At 47.6% G+C, this 14320-nt stretch carries 7 protein-coding genes, 15 tRNA genes and 3 rRNA genes; 21 read left to right on the forward strand and 4 right to left on the reverse strand.

The features are described 5' to 3' along the window. The first annotated feature begins 424 nt into the window (after positions 1-424). From NYE72_RS04070 to NYE72_RS04155, 18 genes are all read left to right on the forward strand, one after another. A 16S ribosomal RNA gene (locus tag NYE72_RS04070) occupies positions 425-1982 on the forward strand. Positions 1983-2214: 232 nt separating this feature from the next. Continuing rightward, positions 2215-5141, forward strand: a 23S ribosomal RNA gene (locus tag NYE72_RS04075). Positions 5142-5215: 74 nt separating this feature from the next. Next, a 5S ribosomal RNA gene (gene rrf, locus NYE72_RS04080) occupies positions 5216-5332 on the forward strand. The 16S, 23S and 5S rRNA genes sit together here with 15 tRNA genes alongside, the layout of an rRNA operon. 57 nt (positions 5333-5389) lie before the next feature. After that, a tRNA-Ile gene (locus NYE72_RS04085) sits at positions 5390-5466 on the forward strand. A gap of 3 nt (positions 5467-5469) precedes the next feature. After that, positions 5470-5545 (forward strand) — tRNA-Asn (locus tag NYE72_RS04090). Positions 5546-5550: 5 nt separating this feature from the next. Further along, positions 5551-5643 (forward strand) — tRNA-Ser (locus tag NYE72_RS04095). A 16-nt stretch (positions 5644-5659) separates the two neighbouring features. After that, positions 5660-5731, forward strand: a tRNA-Glu gene (locus NYE72_RS04100). Positions 5732-5737: 6 nt separating this feature from the next. Then, positions 5738-5813 (forward strand) — tRNA-Val (locus tag NYE72_RS04105). Positions 5814-5828: 15 nt separating this feature from the next. Continuing rightward, a tRNA-Met gene (locus NYE72_RS04110) sits at positions 5829-5905 on the forward strand. A 71-nt stretch (positions 5906-5976) separates the two neighbouring features. Further along, positions 5977-6053, forward strand: a tRNA-Met gene (locus tag NYE72_RS04115). Positions 6054-6078: 25 nt separating this feature from the next. Then, positions 6079-6156, forward strand: a tRNA-Asp gene (locus NYE72_RS04120). A gap of 16 nt (positions 6157-6172) precedes the next feature. After that, positions 6173-6247, forward strand: a tRNA-Gln gene (locus tag NYE72_RS04125). A gap of 7 nt (positions 6248-6254) precedes the next feature. Beyond that, positions 6255-6330, forward strand: a tRNA-Lys gene (locus tag NYE72_RS04130). A gap of 15 nt (positions 6331-6345) precedes the next feature. After that, positions 6346-6430: transfer RNA gene (locus tag NYE72_RS04135), tRNA-Leu, on the forward strand. Between the two features lie 7 nt (positions 6431-6437). Next, positions 6438-6512, forward strand: a tRNA-Gly gene (locus NYE72_RS04140). 10 nt (positions 6513-6522) lie between these two features. Continuing rightward, positions 6523-6599: transfer RNA gene (locus NYE72_RS04145), tRNA-Arg, on the forward strand. Between the two features lie 32 nt (positions 6600-6631). Then, positions 6632-6705 (forward strand) — tRNA-Pro (locus NYE72_RS04150). A 12-nt stretch (positions 6706-6717) separates the two neighbouring features. Beyond that, positions 6718-6788, forward strand: a tRNA-Gly gene (locus NYE72_RS04155). Positions 6789-6927: 139 nt separating this feature from the next. Here the strand turns inward: NYE72_RS04155 and NYE72_RS04160 are convergent. Further along, positions 6928-7383 (reverse strand): GreA/GreB family elongation factor, encoded by a 456-nt coding sequence (locus tag NYE72_RS04160; RefSeq protein ID WP_036686880.1) that lies wholly within the window; start codon positions 7381-7383, stop codon positions 6928-6930. Positions 7384-7779: 396 nt separating this feature from the next. Here NYE72_RS04160 and NYE72_RS04165 point away from each other — a divergent pair, with 396 nt between their 5' ends. Further along, positions 7780-7974: a sporulation protein Cse60 gene (locus NYE72_RS04165; protein WP_036686883.1), complete on the forward strand. Its 195-nt coding sequence runs from the start codon at positions 7780-7782 to the stop codon at positions 7972-7974. Between the two features lie 151 nt (positions 7975-8125). Here the strand turns inward: NYE72_RS04165 and katA are convergent, their stop codons facing one another. Beyond that, positions 8126-9583 carry a catalase KatA gene (katA, locus tag NYE72_RS04170; protein ID WP_036686886.1) on the reverse strand — a complete coding sequence of 486 codons (1458 nt, stop codon included), beginning with the start codon at positions 9581-9583 and terminating at the stop codon, positions 8126-8128. Positions 9584-9845: 262 nt separating this feature from the next. After that, positions 9846-11462 carry an alpha-glucan family phosphorylase gene (gene glgP, locus NYE72_RS04175; protein WP_036686887.1) on the reverse strand — a complete coding sequence of 539 codons (1617 nt, stop codon included), beginning with the start codon at positions 11460-11462 and terminating at the stop codon, positions 9846-9848. Positions 11463-11717: 255 nt separating this feature from the next. Between glgP and rbsK the strand changes: the two genes are divergently transcribed. Next, on the forward strand, positions 11718-12647 hold the full coding sequence (gene rbsK / locus NYE72_RS04180; protein ID WP_200870230.1) for a ribokinase: 930 nt from the start codon (positions 11718-11720) through the stop codon (positions 12645-12647). Between the two features lie 61 nt (positions 12648-12708). Continuing rightward, positions 12709-13473, forward strand: a complete 765-nt coding sequence (gene aroD / locus NYE72_RS04185) for a type I 3-dehydroquinate dehydratase (RefSeq protein WP_036686891.1) — start codon at positions 12709-12711, stop codon at positions 13471-13473. Positions 13474-13555: 82 nt separating this feature from the next. Here aroD and NYE72_RS04190 read toward each other — a convergent pair whose 3' ends face one another. Continuing rightward, positions 13556-14308, reverse strand: coding sequence for a MerR family transcriptional regulator (locus NYE72_RS04190; protein ID WP_235219544.1), 753 nt, complete (start codon positions 14306-14308; stop codon positions 13556-13558). Between the last annotated feature and the right edge of the window lie 12 nt (positions 14309-14320).

Raw genomic sequence — 14320 nt, forward strand, 5'->3', positions numbered from 1 at the left:
TTTATATGAATCACCTCTTTGCCAAAAAATAATGGAGTTGATACCTATGTATGAAGGGACTTTGATGTTGAATAGATAGACGCGGAAAAGGGGAATGCGGTTGCGATACAATTGGGGAAAAGTATGTGTTTAGTTTTTTAAAATAAAGCTTGCAATGAATCTCTATACATGATATATTCTAAGTCCGGCCAAGAAATACACATGCCGAGCTCGAAAAAGAAGTTGAAAAAAGAGCTTGACATTAAATAGCCGAACATGATATAGTATAAGAGTTGCTGCTGAGACATTAAACGGCGCCAACGAGAACTTGATCTTTGAAAACTGAACAACGAGTGAGTAGGAAATCACGTAAGTGAAATCCAAAATTAGAGAATTAATTTTCTCGTCAGATGTTTCAAAATGAGCATATCGCTCTTTTCAATACTAATTGGAGAGTTTGATCCTGGCTCAGGACGAACGCTGGCGGCGTGCCTAATACATGCAAGTCGAGCGGAGTTACTTTGAAAGCTTGCTTTCAAAGTAACTTAGCGGCGGACGGGTGAGTAACACGTAGGCAACCTGCCCTTCAGACTGGGATAACTACCGGAAACGGTAGCTAATACCGGATAATTTCTTTTTTCTCCTGAGAGAAGAATGAAAGACGGAGCAATCTGTCACTGAGGGATGGGCCTGCGGCGCATTAGCTAGTTGGTGGGGTAACGGCCCACCAAGGCGACGATGCGTAGCCGACCTGAGAGGGTGAACGGCCACACTGGGACTGAGACACGGCCCAGACTCCTACGGGAGGCAGCAGTAGGGAATCTTCCGCAATGGGCGAAAGCCTGACGGAGCAACGCCGCGTGAGTGATGAAGGTTTTCGGATCGTAAAGCTCTGTTGCCAGGGAAGAACGTCCGGTAGAGTAACTGCTATCGGAGTGACGGTACCTGAGAAGAAAGCCCCGGCTAACTACGTGCCAGCAGCCGCGGTAATACGTAGGGGGCAAGCGTTGTCCGGAATTATTGGGCGTAAAGCGCGCGCAGGCGGCTATTTAAGTCTGGTGTTTAAACCTTGGGCTCAACCTGAGGTCGCACTGGAAACTGGGTGGCTTGAGTACAGAAGAGGAAAGTGGAATTCCACGTGTAGCGGTGAAATGCGTAGATATGTGGAGGAACACCAGTGGCGAAGGCGACTTTCTGGGCTGTAACTGACGCTGAGGCGCGAAAGCGTGGGGAGCAAACAGGATTAGATACCCTGGTAGTCCACGCCGTAAACGATGAGTGCTAGGTGTTAGGGGTTTCGATACCCTTGGTGCCGAAGTTAACACAGTAAGCACTCCGCCTGGGGAGTACGGTCGCAAGACTGAAACTCAAAGGAATTGACGGGGACCCGCACAAGCAGTGGAGTATGTGGTTTAATTCGAAGCAACGCGAAGAACCTTACCAGGTCTTGACATCCCTCTGAATCTGCTAGAGATAGCAGCGGCCTTCGGGACAGAGGAGACAGGTGGTGCATGGTTGTCGTCAGCTCGTGTCGTGAGATGTTGGGTTAAGTCCCGCAACGAGCGCAACCCTTAACTTTAGTTGCCAGCAGGTAATGCTGGGCACTCTAGAGTGACTGCCGGTGACAAACCGGAGGAAGGTGGGGATGACGTCAAATCATCATGCCCCTTATGACCTGGGCTACACACGTACTACAATGGCCGGTACAACGGGAAGCGAAGCCGCGAGGTGGAGCCAATCCCATCAAAGCCGGTCTCAGTTCGGATTGCAGGCTGCAACTCGCCTGCATGAAGTCGGAATTGCTAGTAATCGCGGATCAGCATGCCGCGGTGAATACGTTCCCGGGTCTTGTACACACCGCCCGTCACACCACGAGAGTTTACAACACCCGAAGTCGGTGGGGTAACCCGCAAGGGAGCCAGCCGCCGAAGGTGGGGTAGATGATTGGGGTGAAGTCGTAACAAGGTAGCCGTATCGGAAGGTGCGGCTGGATCACCTCCTTTCTATGGAGAATCGTTCTCTGCAATGAGGACATTCAAATCGGAAGCTAAGCTTCCAAAACTCAGGTTTAGGCCTGTTACTCACTCGTTGCTCAGTTTTGAGAGTTTAAGCTCTCAAGTAAGACTTGATCCTTGAAAACTGGATACCGAAACGAATTTGCGTTTTAGAACATCTTTTAGCAACTTGTGCAAACAAGTAAATGTTATTAGTGAGATTTTTCTTCGGAAGAATCAAGGTTAAGCTAATAAGAGCACACGGAGGATGCCTAGGCGCCAGGAGCCGACGAAGGACGTGGCGAACAACGAAACTGCCTCGGGGAGCTGTAAGCAAGCTTTGATCCGGGGGTGTCCGAATGGGGAAACCCAGCTGTGGTAATTCGCAGTTACTCATACCTGAATACATAGGGTGTGTAGAGGCAGACCAGGGGAACTGAAACATCTAAGTACCCTGAGGAAGAGAAAACAATAGTGATTCCGTCAGTAGCGGCGAGCGAACGCGGAACAGCCTAAACCTAAGAGCTTGCTCTTAGGGGTTGTGGGACGTCTCACATGGAGTTACAAAGGAATATGGTAGGTGAAGAGGTCTGGAAAGGCCCGCGATAGAGGTAAAAGCCCTGTAACCTAAACTGTGTTCTCTCCGAGACGGATCCCGAGTAGTGCGGGGCACGTGAAACCCCGTATGAATCCAGCAGGACCATCTGCTAAGGCTAAATACTACCTGGCGACCGATAGTGAAACAGTACCGTGAGGGAAAGGTGAAAAGCACCCCGGAAGGGGAGTGAAATAGAACCTGAAACCGTGTGCTTACAAAAAGTCAGAGCCCGATCTATGGGTGATGGCGTGCCTTTTGTAGAATGAACCGGCGAGTTACGTTTAACATGCAAGGTTAAGCCGAGAAGGTGGAGCCGCAGCGAAAGCGAGTCTGAATAGGGCGATTGAGTATGTGGACGTAGACCCGAAACCGTGTGATCTACCCCTGTCCAGGGTGAAGGTGCGGTAACACGCACTGGAGGCCCGAACCCACGTACGTTGAAAAGTGCGGGGATGAGGTGGGGGTAGCGGAGAAATTCCAATCGAACTCGGAGATAGCTGGTTCTCCCCGAAATAGCTTTAGGGCTAGCCTCGGTATAAGAGTAGTGGAGGTAGAGCACTGATTGGGTGCGGGGTCCGCAAGGATTACCAAGCTCAGTCAAACTCCGAATGCCATATACTTATTGCCGGGAGTCAGACAGTGAGTGCTAAGATCCATTGTCAAAAGGGAAACAGCCCAGACCATCAGCTAAGGTCCCCAAGTGTGTGTTAAGTGGGAAAGGATGTGGAGTTGCACAGACAACCAGGATGTTGGCTTAGAAGCAGCCACCATTGAAAGAGTGCGTAATAGCTCACTGGTCGAGTGACTCTGCGCCGAAAATGTAACGGGGCTAAACACACCACCGAAGCTATGGCTAGATACGTATGTATCTGGGGTAGGGGAGCGTTGTGTAGGGGTTGAAGGTGTACTGAAAAGAGCGCTGGACACTACACAAGTGAGAATGCCGGTATGAGTAACGAAAAGATCAGTGAGAATCTGATCCGCCGAAAGCCCAAGGTTTCCTGAGGAAGGCTCGTCCGCTCAGGGTAAGTCGGGACCTAAGGCGAGGCCGAAAGGCGTAGTCGAAGGACAACAGTTTGAAATTACTGTACCACCGTAATCCGCTATGAGCGATGGGGTGACGCAGGAGGGTAGTGACGCGGACTGATGGATGTCCGTCTAAGCAGTGAGGCTGATGTGTAGGCAAATCCGCACATCATTAAGGCTGGGCTGTGATGGGGAGCGAAAATTGTAGTAGCGAAGGTCATGATCTCACACTGCCAAGAAAAGCCTCTAGCCAGGAGAAGGTGCCCGTACCGCAAACCGACACAGGTAGGCGAGAAGAGAATTCTAAGGCGCGCGGAAGAACTCTCGTTAAGGAACTCGGCAAAATGACCCCGTAACTTCGGGAGAAGGGGTGCCCCGGTAGTGTGAATAGCACGAGGGGGCCGCAGTGAAAAGGCCCAAGCGACTGTTTAGCAAAAACACAGGTCTGTGCGAAGCCGCAAGGCGAAGTATACGGGCTGACGCCTGCCCGGTGCTGGAAGGTTAAGGGGAGTGGTTAGGGGTAACCCGAAGCTATGAACCGAAGCCCCAGTAAACGGCGGCCGTAACTATAACGGTCCTAAGGTAGCGAAATTCCTTGTCAGGTAAATTCTGACCCGCACGAATGGCGTAACGACTTGGGCGCTGTCTCAACGAGAGATCCGGTGAAATTTTAATACCTGTGAAGATGCAGGTTACCCGCGACAAGACGGAAAGACCCCATGGAGCTTTACTGCAGCTTGATATTGAATTTGGGTACGATCTGTACAGGATAGGTGGGAGCCGTAGAAATCGGAGCGCAAGCTTCGGTGGAGGCGCCGTTGGGATACCACCCTGATCGTATCTAGGTTCTAACCTAGTACCCTAATCGGGTACGGGGACCGTGTCAGGCGGGCAGTTTGACTGGGGCGGTCGCCTCCTAAAGAGTAACGGAGGCGTTCCAAGGTTCCCTCAGAATGGTTGGAAATCATTCGCAGAGTGCAAAGGCATAAGGGAGCTTGACTGCGAGACCTACAAGTCGAGCAGGGACGAAAGTCGGACTTAGTGATCCGGTGGTACCGCATGGAAGGGCCATCGCTCAACGGATAAAAGCTACCCTGGGGATAACAGGCTTATCTCCCCCAAGAGTCCACATCGACGGGGAGGTTTGGCACCTCGATGTCGGCTCATCGCATCCTGGGGCTGAAGTAGGTCCCAAGGGTTGGGCTGTTCGCCCATTAAAGCGGTACGCGAGCTGGGTTCAGAACGTCGTGAGACAGTTCGGTCCCTATCTGTCGTGGGCGCAGGAAATTTGAGAGGAGCTGTCCTTAGTACGAGAGGACCGGGATGGACGTACCGCTGGTGCACCAGTTGTTCCGCCAGGAGCATGGCTGGGTAGCTACGTACGGACGGGATAAGCGCTGAAAGCATCTAAGCGTGAAGCCCCCCTCAAGATGAGATTTCCCAATTAGTAAGACCCCTTGAAGACGACGAGGTAGATAGGTTGGAGGTGGAAGTGCAGCAATGCATGGAGCTGACCAATACTAATCGGTCGAGGGCTTATCCTATACTTAGAATGCAGATTCGTTTCGGATTCAGTTTTCAGGCGATTAAGCCTGAGCATTTACGCTGTAAATGCCCGTTTGGTGGCGATAGCGGAGGGGTTCCACACGTACCCATCCCGAACACGACCGTTAAGCCCTCCAGCGCCGATGGTACTTGGACCGAAGGGTCCTGGGAGAGTAGGACGCCGCCAAGCGGACAACCACATTACCCGTGGTATTTTTTTTGCCCTTAATATTAATATGTCTTAGAAGGGCCTTTAGCTCAGCTGGTTAGAGCGCACCCCTGATAAGGGTGAGGTCGGTGGTTCGAGTCCACTAAGGCCCACCATATTCCCTGATAGCTCAGTTGGTAGAGCACTCGACTGTTAATCGAGTTGTCACAGGTTCGAGTCCTGTTCGGGGAGCCATTTATGGAGAGGTGTCCGAGTTTGGCCGAAGGAGCACGATTGGAAATCGTGTAGGCGCCACAAGCGTCTCGAGGGTTCGAATCCCTCTCTCTCCGCCATAAAAATTATTAGCATGGCCCGTTGGTCAAGGGGTTAAGACACCTCCCTTTCACGGAGGTAACATGGGTTCGAATCCCATACGGGTCATATCATGGAGGCTTAGCTCAGCTGGGAGAGCATCTGCCTTACAAGCAGAGGGTCGGGGGTTCGATCCCCTCAGCCTCCACCATAATATTCTCACTGACGCGGGGTGGAGCAGCCCGGTAGCTCGTCGGGCTCATAACCCGAAGGTCGCAGGTTCAAGTCCTGCCCCCGCAACCAATTTACTCTTATACATTATGTTTAGGGATAAGCTGGTATGGTGAAAATGAATAGTATATACTTATTAATGACGCGGGGTGGAGCAGCCCGGTAGCTCGTCGGGCTCATAACCCGAAGGCCGCAGGTTCAAATCCTGCCCCCGCAACCAATTTACACTTATGCATTATGTCTATGGAACCGTGGTGTAGTTGGCCTAACATGCCTGCCTGTCACGCAGGAGATCGCGGGTTCGAATCCCGTCGGTTCCGCCATTTAGTTAATTATTATTGGGGATTAGCCAAGCGGTAAGGCAACGGACTTTGACTCCGTCATGCATAGGTTCAAATCCTATATCCCCAGCCATTTATGAGAGCCATTAGCTCAGTTGGTAGAGCACCTGACTTTTAATCAGGGTGTCGAAGGTTCGAGTCCTTCATGGCTCACCATTTTCTTTAAAGTGTGCGCGTGTGGCGGAATTGGCAGACGCACCAGACTTAGGATCTGGCGTTTCACGACGTGGGGGTTCGAGTCCCTTCACGCGCACCATGTTTTTGCGGACGTGGCTCAGCGGTAGAGCATCGCCTTGCCAAGGCGAGGGTCGCGGGTTCGATTCCCGTCGTCCGCTCCATATAGATTTTGCGCCCTTAGCTCAGCTGGATAGAGCGTTTGACTACGAATCAAAAGGCCGGGAGTTCGAATCTCTCAGGGCGCGCCATTTTTATTACTAAGCAGTTATAGTATTGTTAACGGGATGTAGCTCAGCTTGGTAGAGCACCTGGTTTGGGACCAGGGGGTCGCATGTTCAAATCGTGTCATCCCGATTTTATACCTTTGCGGGTGTAGTTCAATGGTAGAACTTCAGCCTTCCAAGCTGATAGCGTGGGTTCGATTCCCATCACCCGCTTATAATGAGAAACACCTGCCGGTATTAGGCGGGTGTTTTTTTGATTGGACATATCTTACGGAGACTTAAATAATAGAAACGCCCCCCTCCTTAATATAGGAAAGGGACGCTGCTGTAGTGGGTTTATAAGGGATCGTCCTTATATAAGAACGCCTACCTCACCATTATTCACGAACTTAATACTTTCGATCTTCACCTCTAGTTGACCTGAAGGAATCGCTAGCTGACAAGTACTGCCGAGCTCAGCCAGCAGCAACTGCATGCCTATAGGTGACAACATAGAAATCTTGTTATCGTTAGGTTCTGCTTGGTTAGGAAATACGATGGTATAGATATCTGTAGTATTATCGTCCAAGTAACGAAGCTGCAACTGGCTTCCGATAAAGACCTGAGAATTTAAATCTTCACCATTAAACTCAGTTAGTAATTGTTCCAGCTCAGAGCAATAACGGGACAACAGCGTTTCAGCATTGCTTCTATCCTTGCTTCGTACCGGAAAGTATTGATTTAGAAATGCGATTTTTTCCTCATCAAAATAAATAAGCTGCTGAAGCAGCTGTGTCCGTGAGCCTTCATAGATAAGACTATGGTTCATAGTAGATTTCACCCCCTCTAAGTAACACATTCCTTGTAAACTTGTTATGGTGTGTTGCCATCTTAAAATCCCTCCTATACAAATAGAGGCCCCCCAATGGAGACCTTCTGATCAGTATACCAGCTTCTATTTGTAAATCCAATCCATTTTAAAAGGGGAATTAAAACCTTCTAAATATTGTAATGAAAACCTTTGACTATTACATACTTGGGTGCTATGATAGGCTGATGCATAGGCATTTCGTAGAAAACTGCGAAATGCCTATACTGTATTTTGAAGATATTTTTACATTAATTGTTACCTGGGGAGTGATACGCCATGTACATTTCGTTGAGTTCACATATAGATTCCAGAACTATAAAATAACTACTTAATTTATTAAAGGAGGAGATCAGGATGATTCAAGTTAAAGAGTTTGTAGATGCTGATAATTCTTATGCAGAGAATAAAGCTAATGAGTTCCTGGCAGGACTACGGGAGGAACAGATTGTGAATATCTGTTACGGTTCGGTAGTTAAATCATCACGTGATGGGGCAGAGCACCAAAGAACCACTATACTGGTCGTGTATAAGACAAATGAAAGGCAATAACTGGAACACGTTTTTTTCATGTCTATCCATTGTCTCTACGCTGTGCGTTGTGATTGTCATCATTTATTATGTTTTCAGCTAATTAGTAAAAAGAGGACCTTTCCCATCTACGGGCAAAGGTCCTCTTTAGTTTATAAGTGCATTTACAGTCTTACATTCCGTCTGGTACGGATAGACCCAAACCGGATGCGATACGCTGTCCCAAGTCTGGATCAGCCTTAAAGAAATGTTCAATCTGGCGACGTTTGATATCGTTACTTTCAACAGGAGTCATAGCGCCAACGATGTTTTGAACTAGACGGGTACGTTCTTCTTCAGACATTAGACGGTACAAGTCACCTGGTTGTGTATAGTGATCGTCACTATTGTAGGCGACACTATCCGCATATCCGGAGACTTCGAACGGCGATGTTTTATGCTGCGGTGATTCTTTTGGTCCCCCTAAGCTGTTAGGCTCGTAATAGGCTCCGGAACCGCCATTGTTGCCCAAGGCCATGCCACCATCACGTTGATAGTTCTTCACTTCTACTTTTGGACGGTTGATAGGCAGGCTGTTGTGGTTAGGGCCAACCCGGTGGCGGTGTGCATCACCATACGCGAACAGACGGCCTTGTAGCAATTTATCCGGCGAAGCTTCAATACCAGGAACGAAAGAGCCGGGAGAGAATGTGACTTGTTCTACTTCAGCGAAGTAGTTCTCCGGATTGCGATCCAATACCATACGGCCAACCTCGATTAACGGATAATCTTTTTGTGACCAGACCTTTGTTACATCAAATGGATCAAAACGGTAAGTCTTCGCATCCTCGATCGGCATAATTTGCACGTAGAGCTTCCAAGCAGGGAAATCTCCTTTATCAATAGCATTGAACAAGTCTTCTGTATGATAATCCGGGTTTTCCCCAGCGATTTTGGAAGCAAGGTCTGCATCTAGATTCTTAATGCCTTGTTCTGTTTTGAAATGGTATTTCACCCAGACTGTATTACCCTCGGCATTTACCCACTTGAAGGTATGGCTACCAAACCCATGCATATGTCTCAGCGTAGCTGGAATTCCGCGATCCGACATCAAAATCGTTACCTGATGCAGAGATTCAGGCGATAAAGACCAGAAGTCCCATACAGCATTCGGGTTCTTCAGATGTGTCTGTGGATCACGTTTCTGTGTATGAATAAAGTCCGGGAATTTAATCGCATCACGAACGAAGAATACAGGCGTATTGTTACCTACGAGATCATAGTTTCCTTCTTCAGTATAGAACTTCACGGCAAAACCACGAGGGTCGCGTACGGTATCAGCAGAACCTAATTCACCAGCTACAGTAGAAAAACGAATGAACAACGGTGTACGTTTGCCTACTTCAGACAAAAAGTTAGCTTTTGTGTATTGGGTCAGATCTTTTGTAACTTCAAAATACCCGTGAGCGCCAGCACCTTTAGCATGAACGACACGTTCAGGAACACGTTCTCTGTTAAAGTGGGCTAATTTCTCAAGCAGATGGACATCTTGCAGCAAAGTGGGACCGCGGTCACCGGCTGTCATTGAATTCTGATTGTCGCCTACTGGAGCACCCCAGCTGGTTGTAAGATTATTATTATTGGAGCTCATTAATAGAATCACCTCATGAGATTTGATTTTAGATTTAGTATAAGTTCTATATTAATGTTTTTTAAAGAAATTGCAACACTTTTTAAATAATTGACACATTACAATATGTGGGAATCGTCATTACATCGTTGGCACATTCAGATATATATGATAGACAAAGTGATTAATTGCTTAGCAGAATTAAAAAAGAAACAGCGCATCCCTACCATCACTGGAGGGGTGCGCTGCATTTTTTGATATAGAAGATATTCGGTTCTTGTACTTAGGCTTTAATGTACATTCTGTTGTAATATTCATCTAGCATTCTTTTGGTGGCAAACTCCGTACGGGTGGTTTCGATACTCTTTTTCATCATTTGTACCCATTGTTTACGATTCTCGTAAAAGGTTGGGAGCACACGTTTCAATAAGGTGTCGTACAGTGCATCACTATCATGCTTATCCAGCACCTCAAAGTCTGTAGTTTCGAAGCCGTCTCCAATCTGCCAGCCATTCTCACCATCGATGCAGGCTTCCGGCCACCAGCCATCCAGAATAGAACAGTTCAATACACCGTTCATTGCTGCTTTCATCCCGGAGGTGCCGCTGGCTTCCAGTGGTCTGCGTGGATTGTTGAGCCAAATATCAGCACCGCGCGTCAGCTGGGCGCCAATCGTCATATCGTAATTCTCGAGGAATACCACACTCTTTGGATACTTTTTCATCATCGCTACTAGGTTGCTGACGATTTTTTTACCGTTATCATCGAGTGGGTGCGCTTTGCCGGAAAATACAATTTGTATCTTTCCAGACTCCAGATAAGGTTCGATAATTTCTGGCTGCGAGAAGATCAGGTCGCTTCGTTTATATGGAGCTGCTCTGCGTGAGAAGCCAATGAGTAGATTGTCAGCATTTAAGCTAATGCCGGAACGTTCTTTGATGAACTGGATCAGTTCTCCCTTGATCTCTTTATGCACTGCCCATAAGTCGCCATCTTGTTCGTAGGCTTGCGTCATTCTTTCATCTACCCAGGTAGGAGTATGGATGGCATTAGTAATGCCTATAATTTCTGATCTTCCGGCTACTTCCTTCCACATTTTATTAGCCGTATCGGCGTGTAGCTGGGCTACTGCGTTGGAAATACGTGACAGCCTTAGACCTGCAACCGTCATATTAAATGGCTCGCCGCCGATCCGTTCCATCTGGTCACGGGTTAAGCCGTTGAACGCACTCATATACTCAAGTCGGTCGAGAGGATGGGTTTCGTTGCCTTCTTTGATTGGTGTGTGGGTAGTGAATACTACTTCTTCGCGAGTCGCTTTCCAAGCTTCTTCGAAGGTATGGCCTCCGGACATTTTTTCACGGATTAGCTCGATAGCCGCTAGAGCCGCATGACCCTCATTGAAGTGATAGACATCAATAGGGATTTGCAGCGCACGCATAGCCTTGACTCCACCAATCCCAAGCACGATCTCTTGTGCGATCCGTTCTTCGCCGAACCAACCATACAATTGGCCTGTGATCCAGGCATCATTATTCTCGGGTATATCTGTATCCAGTAAATACAATGTGCTGTTGCCAAAATAATCAGTTTTCCATACTTTGCATACCACATCGGTTTTTCGGACTTTAACAGTTACCTTAACCCCTGTATCTTCAAGAAACTCATAAACATAATTGTGATAGGAGTCGTACGGATTGCCGTTTGCATCAATCTTTTGGTCCGTGTAACCTTGTTTCCACTTCAGCCCAATAGGGATGATAGGGGCGTTGATATCTTTTGCACCCTTAATGTAGTCTCCGGCAAGAATGCCCAGACCTCCGGCATACATTTTGAAATCGGAATGCAGCCCGTACTCCATACTAAAATAAGCGACTGACGGTAATTTTTGTTCGTTCACTTGATAAGCCTCCTAATCACGGATTAGATTGAATTGCAGTGAAGCTGCGGGCATTATCTCAGGTGCAAACGTTTGCTCAAAATAGTGCAGCAATCATTGTGGAAGCGATTGCACCACTATTCTAGCACACTCGATGAATAAAAGCATAACGTCAATTTGGTGAAAACCACCATTTTGAATCCAATTGAGCGGAATTGATTGATAAAGTGGACAGAAGCCCCTAAGATAAAGAGATTGAAGAAATAATTAATGGTGGTGTCTAAGTTGGATATAGTTGTGATTGGAAGCTTGAATATGGACATGGTAGTACGTACAAACCGGTCACCGGATGCTGGAGAAACCCTAATTGGACAAGCCTTTGCTCTATCTCCTGGCGGAAAAGGGGCAAATCAGGCCGTTGCCGCAGCACGTCTGGGTGCAGAGGTTAGTATGATCGGAAGAGTTGGAAAAGATACCTTTGGTAGCGAAATGCTGGAGATTATCAGGAATGAAGGCATTCATATAGAGCATATTTCTGTAAGTGAACATCAGGCAACAGGAGTCGCTTCGATCGTTATTGAAGAAGATGGAGAAAATCGGATTATCGTGGTACCTGGAGCGAATATTGAGCTTACGGTAGAGGATATTCAGGCATTGGAGGCTGTGATTAGCCAGGCTAAGATCATTGTGCTGCAGCTTGAAATGGATCTGGCGATGAGTGAGCAGGCGATTGCGATTGCCCATCGTAAGAGGATTCCGGTGATCCTTAATCCTGCACCAGCTAGAGTGCTAAAGGATGAGATGCTGGCTCAGGTATCTTACCTGACACCTAATGAGACAGAAGCCGGGATTTTGTCCGGAATGACTGTGGATAGCGCAGAGACTGCTGAGCAGGCAGCCCGTATTTTGCTGCAAAAAGGAGTACAGAACGTTATCGTAACCTTGGGCTCAAAAGGCGCTCTGATTGTGAATGCTGAAGGAGCCAAGGCTGTTCCAGGCTTCCCGGTAAAGGCGGTAGATACAGTTGCTGCCGGAGACTCATTTAATGGCGCATTAGCCCAGCAGTTAGTCTTAGGAAAGACCTTGGAGGAAGCCGTGAGCTTCGCTAATGCTGTAGGTGCATTGGCTGTAGGGAAAGAAGGGGCGATCCCTTCATTGCCGCAGTTGTCCGAGGTCGAGCAGTTTCTAAATCGTAAATCGCTGTAGAATAGACAGTACAGGATACTCAAGATCTATACTAGATGAGATAGGATAAGGAGCTTAAATAATGAGCAGAACAGTAACCGTTAAAAATGTGATCATCGGCGAAGGAATCCCTAAGATATGTGTTCCGCTAATTGGAGCGACCTTGTCTGAGCTGAAGCAGGAAGCTGAAGCGCTGAAAGTACTGCAACCTGATTTGGTGGAGTGGCGGACGGATTTTTTTGCTGAAGTGGAAGACGTTGCTTCTGTTAAGAACGCACTAAGCGAAATCTGTTCTGTGATTCCAGATCTGCCGCTGATTTTTACTTTTCGGAGTGCAAAAGAAGGCGGAGAGAAGCAAGTCAGCACGGAATATTACACAGCACTGAATAAAGCTGCTGCCGAGAGCGGTCTAGTAGATATAATAGATGTTGAATTATTTAATGATGAGCAGGATGTAAAGCTATTGGTCGAAGCTGCTCATACTCATAATGTATCTGTCATTATTTCAAATCATGATTTTCAGGGAACACCTCCTAAAGAGGAGATCATCTCGCGGTTATGCAAGGCGCAGGAGCTTGGCGGGGATTTGCCCAAAATTGCCGTTATGCCCCGAGATGCAGGCGATGTGCTAACTTTGCTGGAAGCTACACACATCATGAAGGAAAAATATGCAGACCGCCCAATTATAACGATGTCTATGGCGGGAGCCGGGGTGATCAGCCGTTTAGCTGGTGAAATTTTCGGTTCAGCGCTTACCTTCGGAGCTGCAGATAAACCTTCTGCACCTGGACAGGTAGCTGTGGTTGAGCTTCGGAATACATTGTCACTGCTGCACCGCAGTCTGTGATTTCTGCTGTTGATATTGCCGCAAAAAAAGGCGTCCGGAATATCCGGATGCCTTTTTCTATTTTAAAGTATTGTTGGTGCGCTTACGCATTTTTTCCCGTATATACATGTACGGCATCTCTTAGAAACGCAGCGAGTCCAGGGTGGCGCTTGTCATAGTATTCGGTAAAACGTTCATCATCAACATACAATTGTGCAACACCAGCATGAGCTTCTTTGGAATAGGAATTCCAGTAGAAGGAGAGCCACTCACGGTGTAGGTCAGCACTTTTTTGCGCCAATATACTGGCAGGATCCCCATGCTCCATCGCTTGCAAGAGCGTTTCGAACATCTCTTCCTCAAGCTGTTGTATAGCTGCATATTGTTCTTCTGTCATCCCTTTAAGCTTTTGGTTGGATTGATTAATGGTGTCATCTCCGTATTTCTCCCTTATTTCTTGGCCATATTTCTTTTCGTTATCATCTACCAGCTTTTGCTTAAAGCCTTCGAATTTTTCAGTATCACTCATGGTAATTCTCCCTTCTTTTTGAGCCAGCGTCTTTTCGACGTTAGCGATTAATAGATCTAATTGCTGTCTTTTTTCCAGTAGCTTGTCATGATGCTCCCGCAGTGCTTTGGCTCCGTCGAATGAGGGCTCTGTCATAATAGCCTTGATACGTTCCAGACTTAAGCCAAGCTCCCGATAAAACAAAATTTGCTGTAGTAGATCTACTTCGGTACGGCCATAGATACGATACCCTGAAGAGTTGATTCTCGCCGGCTTAAGAATGCCAAACTCATCGTAGTAGCGCAGGGTCCGTGTGCTGATTCCAGCTAACTCTGCGAGCTTCTGCACTGTGTATTCCGT

The sequence above is a fragment of the Paenibacillus sp. FSL L8-0333 genome (assembly GCF_037965665.1).
In the GTDB taxonomy this organism is placed as follows: domain Bacteria; phylum Bacillota; class Bacilli; order Paenibacillales; family Paenibacillaceae; genus Paenibacillus_AQ; species Paenibacillus_AQ odorifer.

What these genes read in the sequence shown, in the direction of transcription:
- NYE72_RS04160 (WP_036686880.1), bottom strand. Translation starts at nt 7,383, where the DNA reads ATGAACCATAGTCTTATCTATGAAGGCTCACGGACACAGCTGCTTCAG.
- NYE72_RS04165 (WP_036686883.1), top strand. Translation starts at nt 7,780, where the DNA reads ATGATTCAAGTTAAAGAGTTTGTAGATGCTGATAATTCTTATGCAGAG.
- katA (WP_036686886.1), bottom strand. Translation starts at nt 9,583, where the DNA reads ATGAGCTCCAATAATAATAATCTTACAACCAGCTGGGGTGCTCCAGTA.
- aroD (WP_036686891.1), top strand. Translation starts at nt 12,709, where the DNA reads ATGAGCAGAACAGTAACCGTTAAAAATGTGATCATCGGCGAAGGAATC.